Annotated in this window: 25 protein-coding genes; 16 read left to right on the plus strand and 9 right to left on the minus strand. The window is 71.3% G+C overall.

Translation table 11 applies throughout. The annotated features are described in order from the left end of the window. Window positions 1-45: 45 nt before the first annotated feature. The 3 genes from FF096_RS00960 (at window position 46) to FF096_RS00970 (ending at window position 2452) form a co-directional block, all read left to right on the plus strand. Entirely contained in the window at window positions 46-552 is a 507-nt protein-coding gene (locus tag FF096_RS00960; RefSeq protein ID WP_155214449.1) for a DUF402 domain-containing protein, read from the plus strand. Window positions 553-816: 264 nt separating this feature from the next. Further along, the gene (locus FF096_RS00965; protein WP_309222425.1) at window positions 817-1443 is read left to right on the plus strand and encodes a DUF47 family protein; all 627 of its coding nucleotides are present in this window, start codon (window positions 817-819) and stop codon (window positions 1441-1443) included. 4 nt (window positions 1444-1447) lie between these two features. Next, window positions 1448-2452: an inorganic phosphate transporter gene (locus tag FF096_RS00970; RefSeq protein WP_309222426.1), complete on the plus strand. Its 1005-nt coding sequence runs from the start codon at window positions 1448-1450 to the stop codon at window positions 2450-2452. A 42-nt stretch (window positions 2453-2494) separates the two neighbouring features. Here the strand turns inward: FF096_RS00970 and FF096_RS00975 are convergent, their stop codons facing one another. Next, on the minus strand, window positions 2495-3463 hold the full coding sequence (locus FF096_RS00975) for a Gfo/Idh/MocA family protein (protein ID WP_155214450.1): 969 nt from the start codon (window positions 3461-3463) through the stop codon (window positions 2495-2497). A gap of 132 nt (window positions 3464-3595) precedes the next feature. Here FF096_RS00975 and FF096_RS00980 point away from each other — a divergent pair, with 132 nt between their 5' ends. Continuing rightward, the gene (locus FF096_RS00980; RefSeq protein ID WP_155214451.1) at window positions 3596-4426 is read left to right on the plus strand and encodes an NUDIX domain-containing protein; all 831 of its coding nucleotides are present in this window, start codon (window positions 3596-3598) and stop codon (window positions 4424-4426) included. A 5-nt stretch (window positions 4427-4431) separates the two neighbouring features. Here FF096_RS00980 and mshD read toward each other — a convergent pair whose 3' ends face one another. The 3 genes from mshD to FF096_RS00995 form a co-directional block, all read right to left on the minus strand. Continuing rightward, window positions 4432-5358 carry a mycothiol synthase gene (mshD, locus tag FF096_RS00985; RefSeq protein WP_155214452.1) on the minus strand — a complete coding sequence of 309 codons (927 nt, stop codon included), beginning with the start codon at window positions 5356-5358 and terminating at the stop codon, window positions 4432-4434. Window positions 5359-5412: 54 nt separating this feature from the next. Further along, a complete protein-coding gene (locus FF096_RS00990; protein ID WP_155214806.1) occupies window positions 5413-6264 on the minus strand; it encodes a polysaccharide deacetylase family protein in 852 nt (283 codons plus the stop codon). A gap of 87 nt (window positions 6265-6351) precedes the next feature. Then, window positions 6352-7089, minus strand: a complete 738-nt coding sequence (locus FF096_RS00995) for a response regulator transcription factor (protein WP_309222427.1) — start codon at window positions 7087-7089, stop codon at window positions 6352-6354. A 251-nt stretch (window positions 7090-7340) separates the two neighbouring features. On the opposite strand from FF096_RS00995, the gene FF096_RS01000 reads away from it, so the two are divergent. The 5 genes from FF096_RS01000 (at window position 7341) to FF096_RS01015 (ending at window position 10813) form a co-directional block, all read left to right on the plus strand. Beyond that, window positions 7341-8372, plus strand: coding sequence for a hypothetical protein (locus tag FF096_RS01000; RefSeq protein WP_309222428.1), 1032 nt, complete (start codon window positions 7341-7343; stop codon window positions 8370-8372). A gap of 110 nt (window positions 8373-8482) precedes the next feature. Further along, on the plus strand, window positions 8483-9268 hold the full coding sequence (locus tag FF096_RS01005) for a DUF2993 domain-containing protein (RefSeq protein ID WP_309222429.1): 786 nt from the start codon (window positions 8483-8485) through the stop codon (window positions 9266-9268). A gap of 72 nt (window positions 9269-9340) precedes the next feature. Then, on the plus strand, window positions 9341-9418 hold the full coding sequence (locus tag FF096_RS27420; RefSeq protein WP_311202345.1) for an Ms5788A family Cys-rich leader peptide: 78 nt from the start codon (window positions 9341-9343) through the stop codon (window positions 9416-9418). Window positions 9419-9627: 209 nt separating this feature from the next. Beyond that, the gene (locus FF096_RS01010; protein ID WP_155214455.1) at window positions 9628-10476 is read left to right on the plus strand and encodes a sulfurtransferase; all 849 of its coding nucleotides are present in this window, start codon (window positions 9628-9630) and stop codon (window positions 10474-10476) included. A gap of 1 nt (window position 10477) precedes the next feature. After that, window positions 10478-10813: a DUF1416 domain-containing protein gene (locus FF096_RS01015; RefSeq protein ID WP_155214456.1), complete on the plus strand. Its 336-nt coding sequence runs from the start codon at window positions 10478-10480 to the stop codon at window positions 10811-10813. Window positions 10814-10993: 180 nt separating this feature from the next. Here FF096_RS01015 and FF096_RS01020 read toward each other — a convergent pair whose 3' ends face one another. Further along, a complete protein-coding gene (locus FF096_RS01020) occupies window positions 10994-15370 on the minus strand; it encodes a S8 family serine peptidase (protein WP_155214457.1) in 4377 nt (1458 codons plus the stop codon). Between the two features lie 290 nt (window positions 15371-15660). Between FF096_RS01020 and FF096_RS01025 the strand changes: the two genes are divergently transcribed. Together FF096_RS01025 and FF096_RS01030 are read left to right on the plus strand one after the other, a co-directional pair. Continuing rightward, a complete protein-coding gene (locus FF096_RS01025) occupies window positions 15661-16200 on the plus strand; it encodes a winged helix-turn-helix domain-containing protein (protein ID WP_309222430.1) in 540 nt (179 codons plus the stop codon). Between the two features lie 12 nt (window positions 16201-16212). Further along, entirely contained in the window at window positions 16213-17070 is an 858-nt protein-coding gene (locus FF096_RS01030; protein ID WP_309222431.1) for a hypothetical protein, read from the plus strand. Between the two features lie 33 nt (window positions 17071-17103). Here the strand turns inward: FF096_RS01030 and FF096_RS01035 are convergent, their stop codons facing one another. From FF096_RS01035 to FF096_RS01045, 3 genes are all read right to left on the minus strand, one after another. Further along, window positions 17104-19155, minus strand: a complete 2052-nt coding sequence (locus tag FF096_RS01035; protein ID WP_309222432.1) for a glycogen debranching N-terminal domain-containing protein — start codon at window positions 19153-19155, stop codon at window positions 17104-17106. After that, on the minus strand, window positions 19152-19532 hold the full coding sequence (locus FF096_RS01040) for an SCP2 sterol-binding domain-containing protein (RefSeq protein ID WP_309222433.1): 381 nt from the start codon (window positions 19530-19532) through the stop codon (window positions 19152-19154). The genes FF096_RS01035 and FF096_RS01040 overlap by 4 nt, the downstream gene beginning before the upstream one ends. A gap of 97 nt (window positions 19533-19629) precedes the next feature. Beyond that, entirely contained in the window at window positions 19630-20004 is a 375-nt protein-coding gene (locus FF096_RS01045; protein ID WP_155214458.1) for a DsrE family protein, read from the minus strand. Window positions 20005-20016: 12 nt separating this feature from the next. Between FF096_RS01045 and mtfM the strand changes: the two genes are divergently transcribed. Together mtfM and FF096_RS01050 are read left to right on the plus strand one after the other, a co-directional pair. After that, window positions 20017-20121 (plus strand): small membrane protein MtfM, encoded by a 105-nt coding sequence (gene mtfM, locus FF096_RS27145; RefSeq protein ID WP_046570768.1) that lies wholly within the window; start codon window positions 20017-20019, stop codon window positions 20119-20121. Between the two features lie 55 nt (window positions 20122-20176). Then, window positions 20177-20770, plus strand: coding sequence for an FABP family protein (locus FF096_RS01050; RefSeq protein WP_309222434.1), 594 nt, complete (start codon window positions 20177-20179; stop codon window positions 20768-20770). Between the two features lie 18 nt (window positions 20771-20788). On the opposite strand, the gene FF096_RS01055 is transcribed toward FF096_RS01050, so the two are convergent. Further along, window positions 20789-21637: an aminotransferase class IV gene (locus FF096_RS01055; RefSeq protein ID WP_155214459.1), complete on the minus strand. Its 849-nt coding sequence runs from the start codon at window positions 21635-21637 to the stop codon at window positions 20789-20791. Window positions 21638-21704: 67 nt separating this feature from the next. Here FF096_RS01055 and FF096_RS01060 point away from each other — a divergent pair, with 67 nt between their 5' ends. From FF096_RS01060 to FF096_RS01070, 3 genes are all read left to right on the plus strand, one after another. Further along, window positions 21705-22133: a Fur family transcriptional regulator gene (locus FF096_RS01060; protein ID WP_309222435.1), complete on the plus strand. Its 429-nt coding sequence runs from the start codon at window positions 21705-21707 to the stop codon at window positions 22131-22133. Next, entirely contained in the window at window positions 22130-23242 is a 1113-nt protein-coding gene (locus tag FF096_RS01065) for a folate-binding protein YgfZ (RefSeq protein ID WP_155214461.1), read from the plus strand. The genes FF096_RS01060 and FF096_RS01065 overlap by 4 nt, the downstream gene beginning before the upstream one ends. A gap of 99 nt (window positions 23243-23341) precedes the next feature. Further along, window positions 23342-24169, plus strand: a complete 828-nt coding sequence (locus FF096_RS01070; RefSeq protein ID WP_155214462.1) for a 3-keto-5-aminohexanoate cleavage protein — start codon at window positions 23342-23344, stop codon at window positions 24167-24169. The last annotated feature ends 55 nt before the right edge of the window (window positions 24170-24224 follow it).

Below are 24224 nucleotides of genomic sequence, written 5' to 3' on the forward strand. Positions count from 1 at the left end.
CTTCCCGACGGCGCCGCATGGGCGGAATCGGCTAGGGTGCGACTCATGCCGAGCGACGTGATCCGGGTGATCTACCGCAAGTTCGACGGCAGCGCCCACCGCGACTACCCGGCCCGTCGGCTGGCCGAGGACGACCTCGGCATCTGGCTCGGGGTGCCGGCCGGCACCAGCTCGGTCTACCACGGCCGACCCTCGGTCGAGCAGATTCCCTTCGTGCTGCTGGTGCCGCACCACGCCTGGTGGACGTGCATGTTCAACCCGCCGCCGCGAACCAGCGAGGTCTACTGCGACATCGCCAGCCCGGCCCGCTGGGAGGGCGACGACACCGTCCACCTGATCGACCTGGACCTGGACGTGGTCCGGCGCCGCGAGACCGGCCTGGTGGAGCTGCGCGACGAGGACGAGTTCGCCGAGCACCGGGCCCGGTTCGGATACCCGGACGACCTGGTGGTGGAGGCCGAGGCGGCGGCGCAGTGGCTGCTCGGCGCGCTCGGCGACGGCACGGAGCCCTTCGCCAGCTCGTACCGTAAGTGGTTGGCCCTGGTGGTCTGACCCGCCGGATCGGTCGGCTGAGACGTTCGACACCCTGGTTCCGGGCATCCACCCGGCCGACTCCGACGCCGCGCGGGGAACGGAAGCGACTGCTGGGAATCACGGGGCCGGTGAAGGTGAACAGAAGTTGAACAGGCGGTGAAAGCTGTCTCGCCAGGGGTAGGCCGCCGAATTTCCAAGCCGATGGTTCCCTAGCATTCCCCTGAGCAGGGCGCCGGAGCGGCGGCTGCCACCCCTTTCACCCGACACGACGAGGTCCTTGCTGTGAGGTTTTCCTTCCGCCCCAACGAGGGCGCTTTCTACGAGCTCTTCACCAGGGCTGCGCAGAACCTGGTCCGGGGTACCCAGCTGCTCAACGAGCTGTCCCTGCCCGATGTCGAGGTGCAGTCGGTCAGCGAGCGACTCACCGAGGTGGAGCACGACAGCGACCAGATCACCCACGACCTCTACAAGAAGATCAACTCCACCTTCGTCACCCCCTTCGACCGGGAGGACATCTACCGTCTCGGCTCGCTGCTCGACGACGTGATGGACCACCTGGAGGCGGTGGGCAACCTGCTCTACCTCTACGGGCTGACCAAGCTGCCGTCGCTGCCCCGGGAGATGCACGAGCTGGTGCACGTGCTCGATCAGCAGGCGAAGCTGACCGCCGACGCGATGCCGCGGCTGAAGTCGATGAAAGACCTCGAGGACTACTGGATCGAGATCAACCGGCTGGAGAACGACGGCGACCAGGCCTACCGGATGCTGCTGGTGCGCCTCTTCTCCGGTGAGTACGACGCGTTGACCGTGCTGAAGATGAAGGAGGTCGCCGACGAGTTGGAGGCCGCCTGCGACTCCTTCGAGCACGTGGCCAACACGGTCGAGACCATCGCGGTCAAGGAGTCCTGATCCTGTGAGTCCCGAGCTCATCGCCGTGCTGGCGGTGATCGGGGTGGCCCTGGTGTTCGACTACACCAACGGCTTCCACGATGCCGCGAACGCGATCGCGACCAGCATCTCCACCCGGGCGCTGACCCCACGGGTAGCCCTGGCCATGGCGGCGGTCGGCAACTTCATCGGCGCCCACTTCGGCGCCGAGGTCGCCAAGACCGTCGGTAGCGGTCTGGTCGAGCTACCGACCGGGGTGTCCAGTCTCGGCATCGTCTTCGCCGGTGTGATCGGCGCGATCACCTGGAACCTCATCACCTGGTACTTCGGGCTGCCCTCGTCGTCCTCGCACGCCCTGATCGGTGGTCTGGTCGGCTCGACCGTCGCCGCCTCCGGCACCGTGCTCTGGACCGGCATCGGGGAGAGCGTGATCATCCCGATGATCCTGTCGCCGATGGTCGGTTTCATCCTCGGCTACATCGTGATGATCGCCGTGCAGTGGATCTTCCGGAACGGGCACCCGGGCAAGCTGAACCGGGGCTTCCGCTGGGCCCAGACCGCCTCGGCGGCGGCCATGTCGGTCGGTCACGGCATGCAGGACGCCGCCAAGACCATCGGCATCGTGGTGCTCGCCCTCTACGTCGGCGGCTACCAGAGCGACCCGACCCACATCCCCGAGTGGGCGTTCTGGACCTCGGCGGCGGTGCTGGCCGCCGGGACGTACGCCGGTGGTTGGCGGATCATCCGCACCCTTGGGCGGAAGATCATCGACCTGCGCCCGCCGGAGGGTTTCGCGGCCGAGACGGTGGCCAGCGGGGTGCTCTACTTCAACGCCCTGGTGCTCGGCGCCCCGATCTCGACCACGCACACGATCACCTCGGCGATCATGGGGGTGGGTGCCACCAAGCGGCTCTCCGCCGTGCGCTGGGGCGTGGCCGGCAACATCGTCGGCGCCTGGATCCTGACCTTCCCCGCCGCCGGTGCGATCGGCGCCCTGATGTACTTCCTGGCCCGCCCGCTGTTCAGCTGAGCTGAGTCGAGGGGGCCCTGGCCATGGCCCCCTCGACCAGCGTCAGATGTAGGAGACCCCGATCTGGGCGCGGATGTCGTCCAGCAGGCCCATGATCTCCAGAGTGGCCGAATGGGGCACCAGCGGACTCTCGGTCAGCCCGTCGGCCAGACACCGCTGCACCTCGATGGCCTCGTGCTGGTAGCCCGAACCCACCAACTCCTCGGTGAACGTCTCCGGTTCCGCGTCGGCCCGGTACAGGGTGAACCCGCCCGGCCGGAAGAACGGCTCGGGCAGGTCGATCCGCCCGGTGCTGCCGGTGATCGAGGCGGTGAGCCCGGTGGCCCCCACCATGCTGCAACCGAGCGTGGCCACCGCACCGGAGTCGTACCCGAAGACCATGCCGGTGTTCTCGTCCGTGCCCTCCGGGCCCAGCTTCGCCCAGGACCGCACGTGCTGCGGCACGCCCAGCAACAGGTGCGCCAGACTGATCGGGTACACACCGAGGTCCAGCAGCGCGCCACCGCCCAGCGCCCGGGCGCGCATGCGGTGTTCGGGCGGGAACGGTCCGGCGACGCCGAAGTCGGCCCGGACACCGGTCAGCGTGCCGATCGCACCGTCGGCGATCAGCTGGCAGACCCGCCGGATGAGCGGGTTGCACCGCATCCACATCGCCTCCATCAGGAAGACTCCGGCGGCGCGGGCGGTGTCGACCAACTCGGTGCTGGTGGCGAGGTCGAGAGTGAACGGCTTTTCCAGCAGCACCGGACGACCGGCGGTAAGGCAGGTCAGGGCCGCCTCGTGGTGCGCGGCGTGGGGAGTGGCGACGTAGATCACGTCGACGTCGGCGTCCCTGGCCAGTTCCGCCCAGGAGCCGTACGCACGGGGTACGCCGTGCCGTTGCGCGAAGCGCTCCGCGCTCTCGGCGGTGCGCGAGCCGACCGCGACGAGTTCGGCCCCCGGCACCAACCGGAGGTCTTCGGCGAAGCGGGCGGCGATTTGGCCGGTGGCCAGGATGCCCCAACGAGTCATGGCGCGACGCTACCGAAGATCAGCAGTGGGCTGTACTGGGCATCCATGTGTCGGGACAGCACGGCGGCCACGACTGTCGACGCCGTGGTGACCCGGTGGAGGTCGCCGCTTCGCGCCCTCTAGTCTCGGCGCATGACGACCGACCGTGGCTACCCGGCGCCACCGGCACTGGTGGAGCACGCCCGCCGGTTCCGCGACTCCGGCGCGCAGCCAGCGGTACCCCGGGTGGCCGCCACCGTGTTGTTGCTCCGCCCCGCCGACGATGGCTTCGAGGTCTACCTGATCCGGCGGGTCGCGGCGATGGCGTTCGGCGGCATGTACGCCTTCCCGGGCGGTGGGGTGGATCCGTCGGACTCCACCACCCACCTGGACTGGGCCGGTCCGACCCCGACCGACTGGGGGGTACGCCTCGGCCAGGCCCCGAGCGCGGCGCAGGCGGTGGTCTGCGCGGCGGCTCGCGAGGTCTTCGAGGAGGCCGGCGTACTGCTCGCCGGGCCGGATCCGACCCGGGTCGTCGGTGACGTCAGCGACGACGGCTGGGAGAGCGCCCGAGTCGACCTGGAGCAGCGGCGTACCGGGTTCGCCGACCTGCTCGCCGGGCGAGGGCTCACCCTGCGGTCGGACCTGCTGCTGCCGTGGAGTCGGTGGGTGACCCCGGAGTTCGAGCCGCGCCGTTTCGACACGTACTTCTTCGTGGCGCTGCTGCCGGAGGGGCAGCGGACCCGCGACGTCTCCGGCGAGGCCGACCACACGCTGTGGATCCGACCCGTGGACGCGGCGCGGCAGGCGGCGGCCGGTGAGCTGACCATGCTCCCGCCGACCCTGGTCACCCTCGGCGAGGTGGCGGCCTGCGCCGACCTGGTGGCGGTGGCGGAGGCGGCGGCGGGCCGGGACGCGGTCACCCCGATCACGCCCCGCCTGGATCTGGCCGATCCGGAACGACCCCGGTTCTACCTGTCCTGAGCGGGTCAGCCGAGGTGATAGTTGACGTGGGCGGCCCACCGGGCGAAGCCGAGCCGTTCGTAGAGCGCCACTGCGCCGGTGTTCGACTCGTCGACGTAGAGCATCACCCGGTCCAGCCCACGCCGGTCGCGTAGATACGCCAGGCCGGCCGTGGTCAGGGCCCGACCGAGCCCCCCACCGTGCGCGTCGGGCTCCACGCCGAGCACGTACACCTCACCGATGCGGGCGGAACCGGGTCGTTCATGGACCTTGGTCCAGTGGAAGCCGAGCAGCCGACCGGTCGCCGACTCGACGGCGAGCAGGAAACCGGCCGGGTCGAACCACGGTTCGGCGAGGCGTACCCGTAGGTCCTCGGCGGTCCACCGGCCCTGCTCCGGATGGTCGGCGAAGGCGCGTGCGTTGAGCGCCAACCAGGCCGCGTCGTCGCGGCCGGGTTGGAACGCGCGCAGCGTCACCCCGTCGGGCAGGCGCGGTTCGGGCAGCGGGGCGGCGAGCGGTCGACGTAGTTGCCAGAGCACGCGTGCGCGCTGGAAGCCGAGGTCCACCGCGAGGGCGGCGGCCGAGGGGTGGTCGCCGTGCGCCCATGCCCGCAGCGGCCCGGTGGCGGTGGCCAGCACCGCCTGGGCCAGTCGTCGGCCGGTGCCCCGCCGCCGGTACGCCGGGTGCACCATCAGTTCCACGCCGACGCCGCGCTCGGGGTCGGTCGTGTCGAGGTGGGCGTACCCGATGAGCGTGCCGTCGGCGGCGCGGGCCACCAGGTGGCTCGCCGGGGCGTTGTCGTCCCGTAGGCGGAGCAGCACGTGTTCGTCCATCGGATCGGCTCCGTCGGCGTCACCGGTCGTCCGGGCGAGCGCCAGCACGGCGGTGACCTCCGCCGGGCCGAGCCGGTGGATGTGGTGGACCTGGTCGCTGCCCGGCCGGGTGCTGCTCATCGCTTCACCGTATCCGGACGGCGGGAGCGTAGCCGGAGACGGGTGGTGCGTCCGTCACAGTCCGCGTGGCGGCAACGCCTGGACGTCGAGCCTGCCGGCCAGTTCCGGCAGGATCTGGTACAGCGCGTTGACGGTGCCCTGACGGTCGCCGCCCGCGTCGTGCAGCAGAACGATCGAGCCGGGTCGTACCCCGTCGAGCACGAAGCTGGCGATCCGGTTCGCCCCGGGTGACCGCCAGTCGGAGGGGTCCACGGTCCAGTGCAGCGGGGTCATGCCGAGGTCCCGGGAGACGGAGATGACCGAGTAGGTCCAGGCCCCGCCGGGCTGCCGGTACCAGGCGATCGGCGCGTCCGGCGCCGCCGCGCGGATCGCCTCGCTGGTACGCATCAGGTCGGCGCGGATCCGGTCGGTGGACCGGCTGCCCAGGGCGACGTCGTGGTCCCAACTGTGGTTGCACAGCGTGTGACCCTCGGCGGCGATCTGCTCGATGAGCCACGGGTACGCCTTGGCGTTTCGGCCGACCACGCAGAAGGTGGCCGTGACGTTGTAGTCGCGCAGGATCGCGAGGACCTGCGGGGTGTAGTCGGGGTGTGGCCCGTCGTCGAAGGTGAGCGCGACACCGGCGGTACCGGTGCTCACTCGGGTGCCCATCGGGCCGAAGTTCGGGTCCTGCTCCTGCTCCTGCTCGTCGGAGCGTTGCGCCCCGTTCGGCGAACCGGTGGCGGTGGGTTCGGCGTCGGTGGGGGCGGACTGGTCGGCGTACTCCGGATGGTCGGCGCCGGTCGCGGTGACCGCGCTGCCGTTGCGTGTCGGCTCGGGTACCAGGCTGCGTCCGAGCAGGTACGCCGAGCCGAGCACCGCCGTCACCACGAGCGTGATGATTCCGGCGGCTCGCACCGCCCCCATCTGGTTACCGCCCACCGATGCCCCCCGCTGGTCAACTGGCAGTCACCATAAGGCGCGCAAGTAGACCAAAAAGGGCATATGGGAAATTTATCCTTCGGTGGTGAGGGCGTGCATCGGCATCGCCGCGTGCTCGGCCGTCTCCGACATGCCGCGCGACGGCGGGACCACGAACTTGTAGCCCACCTGCCGAACGGTGCCGATCATCGACTCGTACTCGGAGCCGAGCTTCGCCCGCAGGCGACGCACGTGCACGTCGACCGTCCGAGTGCCGCCGAAGTAGTCGTAGCCCCACACCTCGCGCAGCAACTGGTCGCGGGTGAACACCCGGCCCGGGTGCTGTGCCAGGAACTTCAGCAGCTCGAACTCCTTGTAGGTGAGGTCGAGCGGGCGGCCCTTGAGCTTCGCGGCGTAGGTGTCCGGGTCGATCATCAGCTCGCCGGCCCGGATCGAACCGCCGGCCCCGGCGGTCGCGTTGCTCAGCCTGCCGACCGCGAGCCGCAGCCGCGCCTCCACCTCCGCCGGGCCGGCGGACGCGAGGATGACGTCGTCGACGCCCCAGTCGGCGTTCAGCGCGATCAGCCCGGCCTCGGTCACCACCGCGACGAGCGGTACGCCCAGCCCGGTCGCGTGCAGCATCCGGCAGGTGGCTCGGGCCTCGCTCAGCTCGGAACGGGCGTCGACCAACACGGCGTCCGGGCTCGGGCCGGCGACCAGGGTTCGGACATCGCGGGGCGCGGTGCGAACCGAGTGCGGCAGCAGATCCAGGGCCGGCAACACGACGGATGGTTCGCCTGCCCGGGCGCTGACCAACAGCAGGATCTCCACGACTACCTCCGTCCCGGCGGCCGTTGCGGCCGCACGCGACCAGCGGCACTCCTGCGGATGTGGCGCTGGGAACTTCCGTGGGTCCCGGCGTCGCTGACGGGCGGGTTTCGCCGTTGAGCGTAGCCGATGGCTCGCGTACGACCATGGCACGATTTCCTCTTTGCCCTATCTGCCCCTGATCGCGGCTCAGGTTTTAACGTGGCGGAAACGGTGGCACCCGCGATCTGCGGTTGGTCTGGCACGATCGGTGGGTGTTTCCCTCCAACTCGCCCGAGACCGGCCGTGACCCGTGGACCGACGACCCGTCCACGGCGCAAGGCACGGCACCGCGCACCGGTCCGGGCGTGGAAACCGACGAGAGACGCGCCCGAGGCCCACGCCGGTTGCGTCGGGGCGGCTCGGCTCGCCGCCCCGACGACGAGGCCGACGCCGACGTCGAGGACGAGGAGGAACCGCCGGTCGAGGTGAGCCGGCAGCTCTCGCTCGCCATCGGTGGTTTCGCCGCGCTGCTCGGCCTCGGCCTGATCGTCGCCGCGCAGACCTCCAACCCCGGTTACCGGCTGCCCTTCACGCTCGTGGTGCTCACCGTCCAGGTGTTGTTCGCGCTCTCCTGGACCATGGTCACCCGGCCACCCGCGGTGGCGGTCGTCCTCGGGGTCGCCGTGGCGACCGGGCTCGCCGCCGACGTGGTGGCCGTACGGTCAGCCGAGGCGCGGCTGGCGCCGCTGTTCTACCTCGCGGTCGGCGGGGCGTTCGTGGCGGTGCTCGGCCAACTGGTTCGCCGGGTGGACCGGGCCCGGGTGACCGACTCGTTGCGGACCACCGCGACCACCGTGTTCGGCGTGGTCGCCTTCGCCACGCTCATCGTGCTCAGCCGGATTCCGGCCGGCACCCAGGCGATCGCCGTCTGCCTGCTCGCCGCCGGGGTGGCGCTCACCGTCGCGCGGCTGACCGACGCGGTGGCGGCCTGGCCGCGACTGGCGCCCCAGGTGCCCAGGGGAGCGGCGGGAGTGGTCGGCGGCGCGATGATCGGCACCCTGGTCAGCGCGCTGCTCGGTGGTTACCTGGTCACCCCGTTCACCCCCACCCGGGCCGCGATCATCGGCCTGGTGGCGGCGGTGGTCGCGGTGCTGGCCGATCTCGCCGTCAGCTACGCGGAGGCGGGTCGGCTGATGGCCGGCGAGGTGCCGACGGTCTGGGTCGCCCGGCACGTGCAGGGGCCGCTCGGCGGCTTCGCGATGGCGGCACCGGCCGCGTACCTGATGTGTCGGCTGGTGCTCTGACCGTCGGCGCGCGGTGGCCCGAGTCGGTCGTCGGAGATTGAAGAATCCGCACCACGGGTACCACCGGATGGCCGCTGGCGGCATCGAGGTACGACGAGACAGGAGGCGGCGTGGAGCCGGAGCAGACGTACGGACACCGGCCACGGCGACGTGGGCGCAAAGTGCTGATCGGGTTCGTCGTCCTGCTGCTGGTGCTCGCCGGGCTGCTCGCCATCGCCGACCGGGTGGCGGCGAGCGTGGCCGAGCGCGCCATCGCCGACGAGGTGCGCCAGCAGGTCGCCGAGCAGGGCGCGCAGTCCGCGCCACCCGAGGTCGAGGTGGGCGGTTTCCCGTTCCTCACCCAGGTGCTCGACGGCCGGTACGAACGCATCTCGATCAAACTGCGGGACGTGAGCGCCTCGGTGCAGGGCGACGCGGTCGCGCTGCCCAGCCTGGACGTCGACGCCCGCAACGTACGTGCCTCGCTCGACACCCTGCGTACCGGCCAGGGTGAGGTGGTGGCCGAGACGGTCAACGGCACCGGCACCGTCAGCTACCAGAGTCTGGCGGCCCTGCTGGACCGGGAGGGACTGACTCTCGGCGAGCGGGACGGACGACTGGCCGTCACCGCCCCGGTGGACATCCTCGGTCAGCAGCTCACCGTCACCGGCACCGCCGACATCGTCGTCGGCGAGCAGGGAGAGGTGGCGCTGAAGTTCGAGGAGTTGACCGCCGAAGGGCTGCCGGACGTACCGCTGGCCCGCACCCTGGTGAACAACTTCGCCCGGAGCATCTCGGTCGACGTACCCCTGCCGGAGCTACCGTTCCAGCTCACCGTCCGGGAGGTACGGCCGCAGCCGCAGGGGCTCACCGTCACCGCCGATGCGCGGGACGTGCCGATCAACTCGGCGCGCTGACCTCCGGCCCGGCGTCCCGGATGCTGGTCGACCCGATAGAGATTTCTGGGATCGCTGGTAGGCTCCCTGCTCATGGGGACGCTCCTCACCAAACGGCGCGCGGTCGACCTGTGCCGCGTGGCCACCTGCCTGTGTCGCCCCGTCATCTGACGGCGGGGCTGTTTCGGGCCGCCTAGCGGCCTAGGCACTCGGGGCACGCGTACCTAGTTCCCGGTGCACCCACCGGACGTCCGGCAGCGGCGCCGTCGCACGAACCCGTGATCCGTTCCTAGCTATGGGTCCCGCGCGTGGTGCGACATCTAGACATCCCACGACCTCCGCGCGCTGGCTCACCACCATCCTCACCAGGGAGTGATCTGATGAGTCGCGACACCGCACTCGTTTCGGCCGAGTGGGCCGAGAAGAACCTCGACGCCCCGGGCGTCGTCTTCGTCGAGGTCGACGAGGACACCACCGCCTACGACTCCGGCCACATCGCCGGTGCCATCAAGCTGGACTGGAAGACCGACCTGCAGGACCCGGTCCGCCGGGACTTCGTGAACAAGGCCCAGTTCGAGGCGCTGCTGTCCGAGCGGGGCATCAGCAACGACGACACCGTCATCCTCTACGGCGGCAACAACAACTGGTTCGCCGCGTACGCGTACTGGTACTTCAAGCTCTACGGCCACCGTGACGTCAAGCTGCTCGACGGCGGTCGCAAGAAGTGGGAGCTGGACGCCCGTCCGCTGGTCAACGACACGGTGACCCGCCCGGCCACGCAGTACGTCGCCAGCGAGCCGGACACCAGCATCCGGGCCTTCCGCGACGAGGTCGTGGACGCGATCGGCACCAAGAACCTGGTCGACGTGCGCAGCCCCGACGAGTACGCCGGTCGCCTGCTCGCCCCCGCCCACCTGCCCCAGGAGCAGGCGCAGCGCGGCGGCCACATCCCGACCGCGATCAGCGTGCCGTGGTCGAAGGCGGCCAACGAGGACGGCACCTTCAAGTCCGACGACGAACTGCGCAAGATCTACGGCGAGGCCGGGCTGGACGACAGCAAGGAGACCATCGCCTACTGCCGGATCGGCGAGCGTTCCTCGCACACCTGGTTCGTGCTGCAGGAGCTGCTCGGGCACCGCAACGTGAAGAACTACGACGGATCGTGGACCGAGTACGGCTCCCTGGTCGGTGTGCCGGTGGCACTCGGCGATGAGCCGGGGGAGGCCTGAGATGACCGCACCCACCGCCGCGAGCGCCGCCACCGGCTGCGCCGCCCCCGACCAGGCCGCCCCGCTGCCCGCCGGTCTCGACCTGGAACGGGAAACCGTCATCACCGGTATCGTCCGCTCCGCCGAGGGCGAGGCGGTGCCCGGGGCGTACGTCCGTCTGCTCGACTCGACCGGTGAGTTCACCGCCGAGGTGGTGACCTCAGCTGCCGGTCAGTTCCGCTTCTTCGCCGCGCCGGGTGCCTGGACGTTGCGGGCGCTCTCCCGCCAGGGCAACGGGGACACCACGGTGACCGCCGGTCTCGGCATCAACGAGGTGGGCGTCACCGTCACCGACTGACCCACGCTCTGATCGACCTGGTGGCCCGCATCCCGGCGAGGGATGCGGGCCACTGTCGTCGGGGCCGTCCGCGCCTACCGTGCCGCCGCGTGACCTCGTCGTGGCGACGGCAGCGGTGCCCGGAACATGCCGATCTCGGGGCACCGGCCTGGATGGCCGGCACCCCGAGGTGTCGACGGGTCAGATACCGGTGGCTCTGGTGCAGGTGGAGGCGGGCTCCAGGGCGAAGTCGAGCGTGCCGACGATGCCTGCCTCGACCCGGTGCCGCTGCACCTGTGGCACCCAGCCGTCCTTGGCCACGATCACCTCGTAGCGGCCCTTCGGCAGCCACCACTCGTAGCGGCCGTCGGCCCCGGCCGTCAGCGTCGTGCCGGTGCCAGCCGAGATCAGGTTCACCCGTACCGTCGCCGGGATGCCGACCGTGACGCCGCCGCAGGTGGTGCCCGTGACGGTGCCCCGGAGTTTGCCCCAGCTGGCCGGCGGTGACACGTTCATCTCCACCGAAACCGGGCTGACCGGGTAGGGGGTGTCGGAGGCGACGGCGATCTCGCCCGCGTACCGGCCGGGCTGGGCGACGCCCGCCGCCTCGGTGGCGGTGAGGGTGACGGTCACCGTCTTCGACTCACCCGGGGCGAGGGTGAACGTGGTCGGGGAGGTGCTCAGCCAGGCCAGGTCAGCCTCGGCGGCGCAGAGTTCCAGACCACCGAGCCGTTCGCTGTCCGCGCTGCCCACGAAGGAACTGGGCGACCCGCCGACCTTGTACACGCCGCAGGCGGCGGCTCCCCGGTACCGGCCGAACCGGACGTTGGGCAGGTCACGCCAGGCCCCGGTGGCCGGATCGAAGCCGACGGTGCGGTTGGTGACGGCGGTCGATCCGTCGGTCACCCCGCCGGCCAGCACCAGCAGCCCACCGGCTGCCGCGTACTGCGACCCCCACAACTCCAGCGGCAGGTTCGGCAGCGGGCTCCAGCTGTCGGCCGCCGGGTCGTACCGGTAGGCGTCGGTGTACTCGGTGCTGCCCGTGCCACCGGCACAGTAGACCGCGGAACCGATCCCGCCGCAGGCCAGCCAGGACACCGGATGCGGGTAGGTGGCACCGGTGCTGAACGAGCCGGTGGCCGGGTCGAACACCACCAGTTTGTCGCTGTCGGTGCAGGTGGCATCGGCGCAGCCACCCACGAGGTACACCTTGCCGCCGACCACCGCCGTACCGGCCGCCGCGACCGGAGCGGGGTTGGTCGCTCCCGCCAGGGTGCTCCAGGTGCCGGCGACCGGGTCGAAGACGTCGACCGTGGCGACGGGGGCGTCGTCAGCGCCCCAACCGCCGAGCACGTACAGCTTGCCGTCGGCCGCTACCGCGGCGGGCTTGGAGCGCACCGTCGGCAGGTCCGGCAGGGCGGTCCAGGCGCCAGGCCCCGGGTCGTACGCCCAGACCTTGCGCTCGGTGCCGGTACCGCCACCCCCACCGACCGAGTAGATCTTCCCGTCCAGCCACACTGCGGCGTTGTCGTAGATCGCCGCCGGTAGCTTGGCGATCTCGCTCCACGCGTCGTCGGCGGCGGTGCCGGCCGTCGGTGCCGCCCCGCCGTACGCGGTGCCGGTGCGCGCCTTGCTGAGCCCCTTCACCTTCTGTTCCAACAGCGGTGCGCCGTCCTGCTTCAGCAGGTCGAACCGACCGGCGCGTTCCAACAGATCGACGCTGGCCGGTGCGGTGCCGGTGTTGCGCACCGTCACCCGGGTGGTGCGGGTGCTGCCGTACGGCTGATGGGACTCGACGGTCGTCGGGCTGACGCTCAGGCGACCGGCGGTGAGGGCGAAGTTCGCCCGCTTGACCCGGTCGGCGGTGACCGTCACCTCCTTGGTGACCGACGCGTACGGGGTGCGCTCGGCGGTGACCGGGTGGGTGCCGGTCAACTCGGAGAAGAACCAGTAGAAGCCGTCCGGCTCGGCCGGGTCCGCTGGCGTGGCCCCCGAGACCGCGCTGTTCTCGGGTCGGTGGTCGCTGGCCACCGTCACGCCGTTGAGCGGGTCGCCGGTGTTGCGGTCGGTGGTGGTACCGACCACCAGCCCACCGGGCACCGGCGAGCACTCGCGGTTGACCACCTCCACGTCGTCCACCTGCCACCACCAGGCGAAGGTGCCCTTGAAGCGGAAGCGGACCAGCGCCGAAGCGGCGTTCGCGGCCGGGTCGAGCGGCACCTCCTCGATCCGGGGGCCACGCCGGCTGGCGGTCTGGTGCCAGACGTTGGTCCAGGTCTCCCCGGCGTCGGTGGAGACGTCGATGTCGGCGGTGTCGCTGATGCCGACGGCGCGCCAGTCACTGCGGAACCGCAGCACCGGCGCGGCGGTTGTGGACAGGTCGATCGGTGGGGCGATCAGGTCGGTGTCCTGGGTGTTGCCGGAGCCGAGGGCGTCACTGTCGATGATGGCGAAGCCGCCGGTGCCGCCGGTGAGGTTGCCCCGGGAACGGGGGTCGTCGAAGACCCAGCCGCCGGAGGCGGTGCGGTTCGCCACCGTCCAACCGGTCGGCGCGCTCGTGCCGTCGAAGCTCTCGGTGAACAGTGGAGCGCCGAACTGAGCCGTGTACCCGGCCGCGGTGCAGGCGGCGTCGACGGGTACCGCCAGGTTGATCGTGGTGTCCGCCCCACCCACGGCCACCTGCCGGGTGACGGTGCGGTACCCCGGGTACTGGGCGGTCACGGTCAGCCGGTACGAGGTGTTGCCCGGCAGGGTGAGCGAGTAACGGCCGTTCACCGGGTTGGTGAACACCGCATCGCCGGTGCGGCCCGCGACATCGATCCGGGCGTACAGCGGCCAGCCGTGGCCGGAGGCGTCGGTGACCTTTCCGCTGACCGTGACGCTCGGGGTGGCCAGCAGGGCGAAGTCCTGGTCGAGGGTGCCGCCGTCGGGCACCGTGACGGTCGCCGACTGGTCGGCGTAACCGAAGGCGCTGACCGAGAGGGTGACCTCGCCGGCCGGCACGGTCAGCGCGTACCGTCCGTCGGCGCCGGTGGTGGTGCTGCGGGTGCCGTCGGTCACCGTCGCGCCGGGCACCGGGTCGTCGTCGGCGGAGTCGGTGACCACCCCGCTGACCCGGCCGACCGGCCCACGGGGGGCGTCCCGCACCGCCGCGTACGCGTCGAGCCGCCCCTCGCCGAAGACGTTGTTGTCGGCCGGCGTGCCACCGCAGGTGGTGGCGTCGACGTCGCGGGCCGTGCGGTCCAGCAACTCCTCGGTGGCGGTGATGTCCCCACGCAGACCGGGGGAGGCCCCCCAGAGCAGCGCCACGGTGCCGGCGACGTGCGGGGCGGCCATCGAGGTGCCGCTGAACGAGGCGTACCCGCCGTTGCGGACGCTGGATCGGACGCTGCTGCCGGGCGCGGCGATGTTCGGCTTCAACACCTCGGTGCCGGAGCCGCGGCCGGAGAATCCGGCGATGTTGTTGTTCACGTCGTACGCGCCGACCGCGTACGCGTTGACGTAGTCCCCCGGTGAACCGGCGCTGCCGCAGGCCGGCCCGTCGTTGCCGGCGGAGAAGACGGGGAAGATGCCGGCGGCCCGCCACGCGGTGACCGTCTGCTGGTACCAGGGGTCGCCCCCGTCCCCGCCCCAGGAGTTGTTCACGATGTCCGGGCGGAGATCGGGCCGGGGGTTCTGGCCGGCGGCGTCGGTGGGGGCGAGCACCCACTGCCCGGCGGCGAGCAGCGAGGCGTCCGAGCAGCTGTTCGACTCGCATCCCTTGGCGGCGATCCACCGGGCACCGGGGGCGACGCCGATCTGGTTGCCGGCACCGTCGTCACCGACCATGGTGCCCATCGTGTGCGTGCCGTGGTCGTGGTTGTCGCAGGGTGCCGTGCCGGCGCACACGCCCGCCGGGTCGAACCAGTTGTACGCGTGGTCGAAGTTGCCGCCGCCGAGGTTGCCCCGGTAGGAGGCGACGAGGGCGGCGTGGTCGTAGCGAACGCCGCTGTCGATGTTGGCTACGACCACGCCCTCGCCACGGGCGCCGAACTCGTCCCACGCCCGGGGCGCGCCGATGTTGGTCAGTCCCCATTCGACGGCGGTGGTGCGAGCGCGCGTGGCCTCGGTCTCGGTCGGTTGGATGAGGGGATAGCTGCGGCTCGGCGTGATCCGGGCCACCTCCGGGCGGCGGGAGATCTCGTCGAGCAGGGCCTTGTCGCCCTCGACCCGCAGCGCGTTGGCGATCCAGTACGAGGTGTACGGCACCTTGCGGTCGTCGAGCAGCGTGCGCAGGTCGCGCTGGGTGCGGGTGGCCGTGCCGGTGAGCAGCCGGTGCACCTCACCGGCCCGGGCGTCGGGGTCGCGTTCGCGGCTGGCCTGCGCCAGCGGGGCGGTCTCGGTCAGATAGACCAGGAACGGGGCGGTCGACGTGGTGCCGAGCTGGTCGAGCAGCGCCGGGTCGACGGCGGCCCGGTGCGGTGCCGGCTGTGGGGCCGGCGCGGCGATCGCGGGCTGGCCGGTGACGCACAGCACGGCGGCGGTCAGCACCGCTATCGCCCGCCATCGTGGCGACCGGCTGGATGGTCGTATGAACAATTTTCCTCCCCACGTCGTCGGTCCCGATCCGTTCGGGCCCGCACACCCGCGCGCCGCGACGCGGCGGCGCGGAGCGGCCGGGGCGATGTGGGTGGTCAGTGGTGGTGCCTCCGCCCGCTGAGAGTCATGCTCTTGCGCCGACCGGCGGTGATCAATGGACGGCGTCGGTCAGTACTCGGTCAGTGACGAGGCGCGATCCTGACCGATAGGCTGCATCCGGGCGTCATCGGTGACCGTCATTGGCGATCGATGGAAGTCGCAGGTCAGAGGGCTTGCTCGGGGGAGGCGTCGTGTCCGGTGAAGAGTTTCCGATCCTGGTCTGCGTCAGCTCGGACGCCACCGTCCGGCAGCGGGTGGTGCAGCGGCTGGACGGTGTCGGCCCGGTGGTGATCTGCGCCGACCTGGCCCAACTGCGGGCGATGTTCCCGGCCCCACCGTCGGAGTCGGGCGGGCCGGCTGACGATCCCACCGAGCGCCCCACGGAACGGCCGGCCACCTGGGGTGATCTGGTGGTCGACCGGGCGGGGCACCTGGTCACCTGGCGCGGCACCCCGCTGGGGCTGACCCGTACCGAGCGGGAGCTGTTGGCCCGGCTGGTCAGTCCACCGATCACGCTGTGGAGCTACGAGCGGCTGTTCGCCTCCGTCTGGGGCGGTGCCTACCTGGGCGACACCGCGATCCTGCACTCGGCGGTGAAGCGGCTGCGCCGAAAACTGCGGGCGCTACCCGACGGGCCGCAGGTGCAGACCGTACGCGGCGTCGGCTACCGACTGAGCGCGCCGCCGGAGTCCGGTGACGGGCGTCCCGACGGACGGTTGCAGCAGGCGTGACACGATGACCGGGTGAGCAACGCCGTCCACACGTACCCCCCGCCGACCGGTCCCCGACCACCGGCCACCGAATCCCGGTGGCCGCGCTGGCTGGTTGTGGCGACGGTGCTCTGGGCGGTCCTGCTGGCCGGTCTCACCTGGATCTCGGCGGCCGACGACCCGCCGACCGTCCGGGAACAACGCACCCTCACCCAGGCCGGGCTGGTGGTCGACGCCGCCGTCGGTGAGCTGGTCGCGGCAGCTGGTGACGGCGTGCTGGCGTTGACACCACCCGATCTCGACAGGGGCTGCCGGATCAGTCCGCTCGCCGACGGCGCGACGCTGACCCGCGCGGTCGACCTGGCCGCGCCGGTGGGCGAGGAGCAGGCGCTGCTGGAGCGGGTCGCCGACCGGCTACCCGCGCGGTGGCGGGCCGGTGTCCGGCTCACCCCCGACGGTTTCCGGCTGCGTGGCGACGCCGGTGAGTTCGTGACGGTGACCGGGCGACCGGCGACCGACGGCCGGATTTGGGTCACCGTCGACACGGGATGTCGACCGGTGGGCGACGACTACGACCCGGCCCGCCCCGGCCCGGCCGGGCCCGAGGTCGGTGTGCTGGCCGAGGCGCTGCGGGCGTTGGGTGGCCGGGTCGACGATCCGGAGTCGGTGGTGAGCGCGCCCTGTCCCGGCGGCGGCGCGGCCCGTACCGTCCGGTCCGTGGTGGACCGGGTGGCCACCGAGCCGCACGCCGCGCTCGCGCCGTTGGCCGGCGGCACGCCGGTGGTGGACACCCCCGATGTGTACGGCTACCGGCGCGACGGCGTCGCGGTGCTGGCCGACGTCCAACCGGAACAGGTCGTGGTCTCCGCGACGACGGGCTGCACCGGCTGAGCGACGCCGATGCGCTGGCGAACCCGCCGCCGCTCACTCGGCAAGCCCTGGCTCCTCCTCGCGGCTGCGACCCAGTGCGTCCACCCGGCCCCACCGGCCGGGGATGTCCAGCAACTCCACCCGGCCCAGGCCAGGCGGCACGTGCGGGTCGATGATCAGGTGCTCGCCCTTGGGTTCGAGGCCGAGCATGACCCGCAGCAGCAGCAGCGGCGTGCCCGCCGACCACGCCTGCGGGCTGCACGCGGTCGGGTACTCCACCGGAAAGTCGGTCAGGTCCCGTTCGTAGCCGGCGAACGCCTCCGGCAGTCGGCCGGAGAAGTACTGGGACGCCTGCAACATGCCGTCGCAGATCCGGCTCGCCTCCTCCCGTAGGCCGTACTTCCACAGACCCCACGCGATGATCGAGTTGTCGAACGGCCAGACAGTGCCGACGTGGTAGCCGATCGGGTTGTATCGGCCCTGGTCGTCGGCGAGGGTGCGGACACCCCAGCCGGAGAAGAGCTGGGGGCCGAGCAGGTGGTCGGCGACCTGTCGGGCCCGGGATTCGTCGACGATGCCGCTCCAGAGCAGGTGCCCGATGTTGGAGCTGAGCGCGTCGACCTGGCTGCCGTCGGAGTCCAGGGCCAGTGCGTAGTACCCCTTGTCCGGCAGCCAGAAGTCCCGGTTGAAACGCTCCTTCAGCTCGGCGGCCTCCCGCTCCAGCCGGTCGGCGTAGACCGGGTCGTTCCAGTACTGGCGGGCCAACCGCGCGCCGCGCATCTTGGCGTCGTAGGCGTAGCCCTGCAGTTCGCAGGTGGCCCGGGGGAAGCTCGGCAGCCGACCGTCGGCGTAGCAGATCGCGTCCCAGGAGTCCTTCCAGCACTGGTTCTCCAGGCCGGTGGCGGGGTTACGGGTCTGGTACCAGACGTATCCGGTGCCGAGCAGGTCACCATAGGTGTCGATCCAGGTCAGCGCGGCCCGCGCGGCGAACTCCAACTGTTTGATCAGCTCGGCGTCGCCGGTCCACCGCTCGTACTCGTCGAGCAGAATCACGAAGAGCGGGGTGGAGTCGGCGGCGCCGTAGTAGGGCGAGTGGGGCTGCTCCTCGAAACCAGCGGTCTCGCCGTACCGCAGCTCGTGCAGGATCTTGCCCGGCTCCTCGTCGCGGAAGTCGTCCACCCGGTGACCCTGCAGCCCCGCCAGCATGGTCAACGTCGGCGGGATCAGCTCCGGTACGAACGGCAGCACCTGAAGCGAGGTGAAGATGCTGTCCCGGCCGAACAGTGTCATGAACCAGGGCAGACCGGCGGCCATCAGCCGGGCGCCGAGCGCGATCGACTCGTACCGCAGCGATTCCAGGTCGGCCAGGCTGCGCCGGTACGCCCCGGCCAGCGGCTGGCAGTCACAGCTCAGCTTCGGCGCCTGATCGACGAAGTCCGCGTGTTCGCTCTCGATGGCCGCCGACGTCCTGCTGCCCGCGAAAGGCAGCAGGGCGCGGACGTTCTGGCCACGGGCACCGTAGATGACAGTGGTGACCGTCAGGCGGGTGGTCCACTCTCCGTGCGGTCCGATCCGGATCTGGAAGGTCATCCCCCGACGGTCGACCTGGGCGTCGGCGCTGCTGTGGATCGTGGTCTCGCGGTGGAACGCGTCCCGCCGATAGGTCAGCCGCAACGAGTTCTCGCCGGGCGTGGCCGTGTTGTGCCCCTTCTTACTCTTTATGTCCTTGATCTCGAAGATGTCCGCGAAGTCCGAGGCCATCTCCATCCGTACGGTGAAGCTCATCTCCTGTCCGGAGTGGTTCAGCACGGTCAAGTCTTCGGACAGGTCACCGCTGACCATCCGACTCCTGATCACCGAGACCTTGGTGTCCAGGAAGTGGGTCGCCTCGCCCGGCACCAGGAAGTAGCGGGTGCGGTGGCAGGCGGCGTCGTCGACGGAGAGAGCGTGCAACCGCTGGCCGTCGATCAGCAGCAGCCAGGTGGACAGGAAACGGGTGTCGAAGGAGAACAGCCCGGTGGGAAAGTCCAGCGACGGCTCGACGTCCCCACGCTGGTCGCTGACCAGGAAGGTGTTGCCGTCCAGGATGCTGACCAGGTCCTTCACCGGGTCCACCTGGCATGCTCGCGGGCGACCTCGCGCGGATCGCGGGTACTTGGTGCGGACGGGAAGAACCGGCGGAAGGCGAGCAGCAGCACCACGTTTCCGCGAAAGGTGCTCTCGTTGCGGAGCACCGCCGCGATCGTCTGCGCCCGTCCGGTGACCAGCCGGTCGAAGAGTTCCGTACCGCAGTACCAGGTCGCGTCGCTCGGCTCTGGTCCCCGGTCGACCTCGGCGGCACCGGGTCGCATCCGGACCAGCCAATGGTCGGTGCAGTGCCCGTCGGACAGGTCGATCCGCAGCGTTCCCGCGACCGGGGCGCGCAGGACCTCAGGCGCGCGGGCCGGCAGGGTCGCGAAGAACTGCTCGGTCGCCTTGGTCACATCCGAATCGTAGGCATTCGTCCGCCTTGACGGGTCTGTTCCGGTCGCCTTCCCGGGCCTTGCCCGGCAGCGAGCCCGCCAGACCCTGTCCGGCGAGTCAGTAGACGAGTGCCTGTGCGCCCTCGGCCATGATCTCCTCGACGAAGACGGCCGCGCCCGCGATCCGTACCCCCGGGATCACGTCGCCGGAGTCGATGTCGCGGCGAGCCGCGCACTGGGTGCAGGCCGTCACCTTGCCGGTGGTGAGGACCACGTGCAGCAACTCGGCCAGCGGGGCCGAGTGCGGCAACTCGAAATCCCGCGCCCGGCCGGGTAGCGCGAACCAGGTCGACTCCCCGGTCAGCCAGAGTGAGACGGCCACCCCGGCGGCGGCTGCGGTGGCGGCCACGGTGAAGGCCTGGGCACACCGTTCCGGAGCGTCGGCACCGGCGGTGGCCTTGACGACAAGAGTGCGGGCCATGTCCGCCAGCATAGGATGACCCGGATGGTCACCGAGATCGGGTTCGTCAGCCTGCTGGTCGCCGGCCTGGGCGCGCTCGCCGGTGGCCTGGTCTACCTGGCTGTACGCATATCGAGAGGCAAGTGGTGATCCCGAGGAGTGCGCCGCTACGGCGAGCCCCGCAGTCGCGAACGAAGGTGGTCCGGTGAGTGACGACAACCCGTTGGCGCCGCCGCCCTGGCTGAACGCGCCCCCGGTCGAGCCGTACCCCTTCGAGGAGAGTCACGACCTGCGGGTCGGCCCGAAGCTGCACCCCACACTCGACGGCCTGCTGCCGTACATCGGCGTCTGGCGGGGGCGGGGACGAGGCGGCTTCCCCACCATCGAGGACTTCGACTTCGCCCAGGAGATCCGGATCAGCCACGACGGGCGGCCGTTTCTGCACTACGAGTCGCGGGCGTGGATCCTCGACGAGCAGAGCCGACCGGTCCGGCCGGGCGGCCGGGAGGTCGGCTGGTGGCGTCCGGTGCTCGACGGCGATCGGGCGACCGACGAGTTGGAGGCGCTGCTGACCACCCCGACCGGGGTGATGGAGTTGCACATCGGCCGACGTAAGGGCACCCAGGTCGAGTTCGTCACCGACGCGGTCGTGCGGACCTCCACCGCCAAGGAGGTCACCGCCGGTCACCGCCTCTTCGGCATCGTCGAGGGCGCCCTGCTCTACGCGCAGGACATGGCCGCCGTCGGTCAGCCGCTCTCCCCGCACCTGTCGGCGCGCCTGATCCGGGTCGCCGGCTGATCCAGCCGGGGGCCCGGTCTACGGCAGCGGGAAGCCGAGCAGGTCCTGCAACGGCCCGGTACGCGGGCTGACGGGCAGCGGCACACCGTCGAGCGTGTGTACCGCGACCAGGCCGCGCACCGACGAGGTGAGCCACACCCCGTCGGCTTCGCGTAGGTCCGCCGGGGTGACCATGCGTTCGGCCGCTGTGCAGCCGACCTGGCCGCAGTGGGCGAGCAACCAGGCGACGGTGGTGCCGGGCAGGATGCCGGTGCGGGCAGCGGGCACCGTGCACAGCGTCTTCCCGGCCAGCCAGACCAGGTTGGCGGTCGGTCCTTCCAGGGCGTACCCGTCGGAGGAGACCCAGAGCACGTCGTCCACGCCGACGCGGGCGGCCCAGCGTCGGGCGGCGGTGCTCGCGCCGTACGAGGTGGACTTGATGCCTACCGGAAGCCAGTCCAGCTCCGGGCGGGCCTCGGCGGGCACACCGAGGGAGAGGGTGGCCACGCTCACCCCGTCGCGTCGGGCCTGGCGGGCCGTGGGGGAGACTGCCGACAGGGTGGCGTAGACGGTGGGCGGGCCGCCGCCCTCCGGCCCACGGGTGCAGATCAGCCGCAACGCGCCCTCCACCTCGGTCGGCCAGCCGTCGGCGACCTCGTCCAGCAGTTCGACCAGGGCGGCGTCCGCCGGCAGGGTCAGCTCCACGGCCGCCGCGCCGACCCGCAGCCGGGCCAGGTGCTCCTGGCGCAGCCAGGCCCGTCCGTCGCGTAGGTGCATCGTCTCGAAGAGGCCGTCACCTCGCAGTACGCCGAGATCGTCGCCGCGCAGCACCGGTTCACCGATCGGCAACCGGCCCCGACCCAGCACGCCGATCCGAGAGGTCGCCATCTGCCGAGCATAGTTGTGGCGTTGGTCGCCCCGGGAGGCGCGCGTACGGCCGAACTATGATCGGAGGGTGTCCGAATCCTCCCTCGCGGAACTGCTCCGCGCCCGTGGGCTGCGGCTGACGGCGCAGCGACAGCTGATCCTCCAAGCGGTGTTGGACCTGGGGCACGCCACCCCCGAGCAGGTGCACACCGCGGTACGCGAGGTGGCCGCCGGGGTCAACATCACCACCATCTACCGCACGCTGGAGCTGCTGGAGCGGCTCGGCCTGGTCACCCATACCCATCTCTCCCACGGGTCGCCGACCTACCACGCCGCCGGGGAGGACCAACACGTACACCTGGTCTGCCGTGAGTGCGGCGCGATCGACGAGATGGAGCCGGAGCTGATGCGCCCGCTCGCCGATCGACTGGCCGGGGAGCGGGGCTTCCGGGTGGACATCAGCCACGTCTCCTTCTTCGGCCTGTGCGCGCGGTGCGGAAACGGGGAACAGACATGATCGACATCGCGGGCGCGGTGGCTGTGGAGAGCATCGACGAGGCCAGCCGGGACCAGCCGGAGCCGGCTCACGCCGCAGCCGGCGTGCGGGGCGTCGCCGCGCACTACGGCGACCCGATGCGTGAGCAGCGTCAGGCCAGCACCGAGGTCGGCCTGGTGGACCGTTCCCACCGGGGCGTCATCGCCGTGCCGGGTGCTGAGCGGATCTCCTGGCTGCACACCCTCACCACGCAGCACCTGGCCGAGTTGGGCCCCTGGCAGGGCACCGAACTGCTCGTGCTCTCGCCGCACGGCCACGTCGAGCAGCACGCCATGGTGACCGAGGACGGCGACACCACCTGGCTCGACACCGAGCCGGGGGCGACCGAGGGGCTGTTGGGCTACCTGGAGAAGATGCGGTTCTTCAGCCAGGTCGATCCGCGTGACGTCACCGCCGAGCACGCGCTGCTGTCGTTGGTCGGGCCGAAGGCCGCCGAGGCGGTGGCGCTGCTCGACGTACCGCCGCTGGCCGAGCCGGACGTGGTGGCGCTGCCCGGCCCGAAGTTCCGCTCCGGTGAGGTGCCGCCCCGCCCGACCGCCCGCTACGCGGTGCGACCACTGCCCCAGGGCGGGTGGGCCCGACGCGGTCCGCTCGGCGTGGACCTGCTGGTTCCCCGGCCCGCGATGGACCAGATGGTGGCGCGGCTGCGCGACCACGGGGTGCCTCCGGTCGGGCTGTGGGCGTACGAGGCGGTGCGGGTGGCCGCCCGGCGGGCCAGGGTCGGCGTCGACACCGACCACCGGACGATCCCCGCCGAGGTGGACCTGATCGCCCCCGCCGTGCACCTGGACAAGGGCTGTTACCGGGGGCAGGAGACGGTCGCCCGGGTGCACAACATGGGCCGCCCGCCGCGCCGACTGGTGCTGCTGCACCTCGACGGGGTCGCCACCGACCAGTTGCCCGCCGCCGGTACCCCGGTGACCCTCGACGGCCGTACCGTCGGCTTCGTCGGCACCGCGGTGCTCCACCACGAGTTGGGCCAGGTGGCGCTCGCGGTGGTCAAGCGTTCGGTGTCCGACGACGCCGCGCTCCGGGTCGGCGACAGCGCCGCCGCCATCGACCCCTCGTAGCATCCCGTTCGATCGGACGGCGGCGACTCCACAGGTCCGCTGATCAGCGGAGTCACCGGGTGCGGCGCTGGTGGCGGCGGGCACTCTAGGATCGCGGGCATGACAACAGGGACGTTGATCACGGTTGCCCCCACCGGCGCGGAGTCGGCGAAGACCGAGGTGCCGGCGCTGCCGGTGACCCTCGACGAGCTGCTGCTCACCGCCAAGGAGTGCGAGGCGCTGGGTGCCTCCGTGATCCACGTCCATATCCGGGACGACGCGGCGCGGCCCACCCTGGACCTGGGTCGGCTCCGCGCGACCGTGGCGGCGCTGCGGGAGAGCACCGACCTGATCGTGCAACTGTCCACCGGGGGTGCGGTCACCGACCCGGAGGCCGACCGGCTCGCCGTGCTGGACGCGGGCCCGGACATGGCCTCCTGCACCATGGGTACGGTCAACTTCGGTGACGAGGTCTTCCTCAACCGCTGGGAGTTCGTCGTCGACCTGCACACCCGGATGCAGGAACGGGGCATCGTGCCGGAGTACGAGATCTTCGATCTCGGTCACCTCAGCGCCCTCCAGCGCCTGTTGGGCAGGTACGGCCTGCCGCACGGCGGCCATGTCCACGTCGACTTCGTGATGGGCGTGCCGGGCGGTATGCCGGGCACCACGGCGACGCTCGTCGCGGCTCAGCAGATGCTGCGGGATCTGCCCGAGGGCACCACCTTCTCGGCTACCGGCATCGGCCGTACCAGCCTTCCGGTGCTGCTCGCCGCGCTCTCCGCCGGGGGACACCTGCGGGTCGGGATGGAGGACACGGTCACCTACGCCAAGGGCCGTCCGGTGGAGTCGAACATGCAACTCGTCGCGCGTGCGGTCGGCTTCGCTCAGCTCGCGCAGCGGCCCCCGCTGAACACCGCCGAGGCCCGCGAGCTACTCGGCCTGTAAGGCGCGCATCGCTGTAGGTTCTTTACGCCCGGAGGTGGATTCCCTGCTCACCCCG

This window comes from Micromonospora sp. CP22, assembly GCF_009712475.1.
Lineage (GTDB): Bacteria > Actinomycetota > Actinomycetes > Mycobacteriales > Micromonosporaceae > Micromonospora.

Coding starts and splice junctions, on each gene's coding strand:
- FF096_RS00980 (WP_155214451.1), top strand. CDS start 3,596: ATGACGACCGACCGTGGCTACCCGGCGCCACCGGCACTGGTGGAGCAC.
- FF096_RS00990 (WP_155214806.1), bottom strand. CDS start 6,264: ATGGGGGCGGTGCGAGCCGCCGGAATCATCACGCTCGTGGTGACGGCG.
- FF096_RS01045 (WP_155214458.1), bottom strand. CDS start 20,004: ATGCTGGCGGACATGGCCCGCACTCTTGTCGTCAAGGCCACCGCCGGT.
- mtfM (WP_046570768.1), top strand. CDS start 20,017: ATGGTCACCGAGATCGGGTTCGTCAGCCTGCTGGTCGCCGGCCTGGGC.
- FF096_RS00960 (WP_155214449.1), top strand. CDS start 46: ATGCCGAGCGACGTGATCCGGGTGATCTACCGCAAGTTCGACGGCAGC.
- FF096_RS01010 (WP_155214455.1), top strand. CDS start 9,628: ATGAGTCGCGACACCGCACTCGTTTCGGCCGAGTGGGCCGAGAAGAAC.
- FF096_RS01015 (WP_155214456.1), top strand. CDS start 10,478: ATGACCGCACCCACCGCCGCGAGCGCCGCCACCGGCTGCGCCGCCCCC.
- FF096_RS01055 (WP_155214459.1), bottom strand. CDS start 21,637: ATGGCGACCTCTCGGATCGGCGTGCTGGGTCGGGGCCGGTTGCCGATC.
- FF096_RS27420 (WP_311202345.1), top strand. CDS start 9,341: ATGGGGACGCTCCTCACCAAACGGCGCGCGGTCGACCTGTGCCGCGTG.
- FF096_RS01065 (WP_155214461.1), top strand. CDS start 22,130: ATGATCGACATCGCGGGCGCGGTGGCTGTGGAGAGCATCGACGAGGCC.
- FF096_RS00975 (WP_155214450.1), bottom strand. CDS start 3,463: ATGACTCGTTGGGGCATCCTGGCCACCGGCCAAATCGCCGCCCGCTTC.
- FF096_RS01070 (WP_155214462.1), top strand. CDS start 23,342: ATGACAACAGGGACGTTGATCACGGTTGCCCCCACCGGCGCGGAGTCG.
- mshD (WP_155214452.1), bottom strand. CDS start 5,358: ATGAGCAGCACCCGGCCGGGCAGCGACCAGGTCCACCACATCCACCGG.